Source organism: Streptomyces sp. NPDC029044 (assembly GCF_040637495.1).
GTDB lineage: Bacteria > Actinomycetota > Actinomycetes > Streptomycetales > Streptomycetaceae > Streptomyces.
The window spans coordinates 1-1,605 of sequence record NZ_JBEZWN010000155.1 but is presented as its reverse complement, the minus strand read 5'-3'; the positions used below and the strand labels follow the sequence as shown (position 1 = coordinate 1,605).

Annotated in this window: 2 protein-coding genes; one reads left to right on the top strand and one right to left on the bottom strand. The window is 69.5% G+C overall.

The genetic code is table 11. The features are described 5' to 3' along the window. Nucleotides 1-106: 106 nt before the first annotated feature. Nucleotides 107-616 (bottom strand): peptide-methionine (S)-S-oxide reductase MsrA, encoded by a 510-nt coding sequence (gene msrA, locus AB0E85_RS39945; protein WP_361937657.1) that lies wholly within the window; start codon nucleotides 614-616, stop codon nucleotides 107-109. Between the two features lie 276 nt (nucleotides 617-892). Between msrA and AB0E85_RS39940 the strand changes: the two genes are divergently transcribed. After that, nucleotides 893-1,381, top strand: a complete 489-nt coding sequence (locus AB0E85_RS39940; protein ID WP_361937658.1) for a TetR family transcriptional regulator — start codon at nucleotides 893-895, stop codon at nucleotides 1,379-1,381. Nucleotides 1,382-1,605: the final 224 nt, after the last annotated feature.

Below are 1,605 nucleotides of genomic sequence, written 5' to 3'. Positions count from 1 at the left end.
CTCGTCGACCACCAGGAAGTTGTCGCCCGCACCCGGGACGTTGGTCAGGCCCAGGACCTGAACCGGCGTCGAGGGACCGGCCTCGGCGACGCGTCGGCAGTCCGGATCAGCCGCGCCTGGGCAACCGCCAGTTCGGGCGCGGGAAGTGACAGGTGTAGCCGTCCGGGTAGCGCTGGAGGTAGTCCTGGTGCTCGGGCTCGGCCTCCCAGAACGCGCCGGCCGGCACCACCTCGGTCACCACGGGGCCCGGCCACAGCCCGGACGCCTCGACGTCGGCGATGGTGTCCTGCGCGACGCGCCGCTGCTCGTCGTCGAGGTAGAAGATGGCGGAGCGGTAGCTCAGGCCGATGTCGTTGCCCTGCCGGTCCCTCGTGGTCGGGTCGTGGATCTGGAAGAAGTACTCCAGAATCGCCCGGTAGTCGGTGGCGGTCGGATCGAACACGATCTCGATCGACTCCGCGTGCTTTCCGTGGTCACGGTAGGTGGCGTGGGGCTTGTCGTCGTCGCCGCTGTAGCCGACCCGCGTCCGGATCACTCCGGGGAGCGAGCGGATCAGCTCCTGCATCCCCCAGAAGCAGCCACCCGCCAGCAGCGCCCTCTCTTCGACATCACTCATGACGCATCACCTTTCTCGCCCGAATACGTCCGCACGGGACCAGCCTCGCACATACACCCTCCGCATGTGGTCACCAATCTGACGGGTGACGTTTCGGTCTGTCGTGACGGCCCCCGCCAGCGCTCAAATGCTACAAGCATGTAGCGATTAACCGAGCTTACCTTCGCACCAGTGAGGCACTAGATGCCTCAGACTTCACAGGGCATGGCTAGACTCGAAGCCGTGAGAGCCGACGCCGCGCGCAATCTGGAAGCCGTCCTGACCACCGGAGCGCGCATGCTCGCCGCCGACCCGGGCGCGAGTGTCGCGACCATCGCCGCCGAGGCCGGTGTGGACCGTCGCACCGTCTACCGGCGCTTCGCCTCCCGCGAGGACCTTCTGGCCGCGATCCACGCCGCCCGCCTCGCGGCCATCGAGCACGCCATCGAGGACGCGCGGCTGCGCGAAGCCCCCGTCGCCGTCGCCCTGCACCGCTACGTCGAGAACACCATCGCCGTGAACCGCACATGGCCTATCGACCTCGCCCGCATGCTCGCCGACGACAGCGTCCGCGCCCGCCGGGACGCGTCCGTCCGCGAGGTCGACGCCTTCCTCCAACGGGCCACGCAGGAGGGACTTCTGCGGTCCGGGCTCCCGCAGGGGTGGGCGGGTGCGCTGCTGCCCCAGCTCATGCACCTCGCATCCCGGCAGCTGCCCGAACTGAGCCCCGCGCAGGCGGCGGACGTCGTGGTCGACACCCTGCTGCGCGGCGTCGGGGTGTCCTGACCGGATCCCCCGGCGGGAGGCGAGGGGCGTCCGGCTGCGGCCGAACCTCCGCCACGGCCCCGCTGCTCAACCTGAACTTGGACGAGTTGGTGCTCGATCTGACGAAAACGCAGGGCCAGTCACACGCCCACGAGTTCGACATGTACTGGTCGGCCATCGGCCGCCCGGACGACCACGACCGGGCCAACATGGAGTCCCCGGACGCACGTCGACGGCTCCCGGCC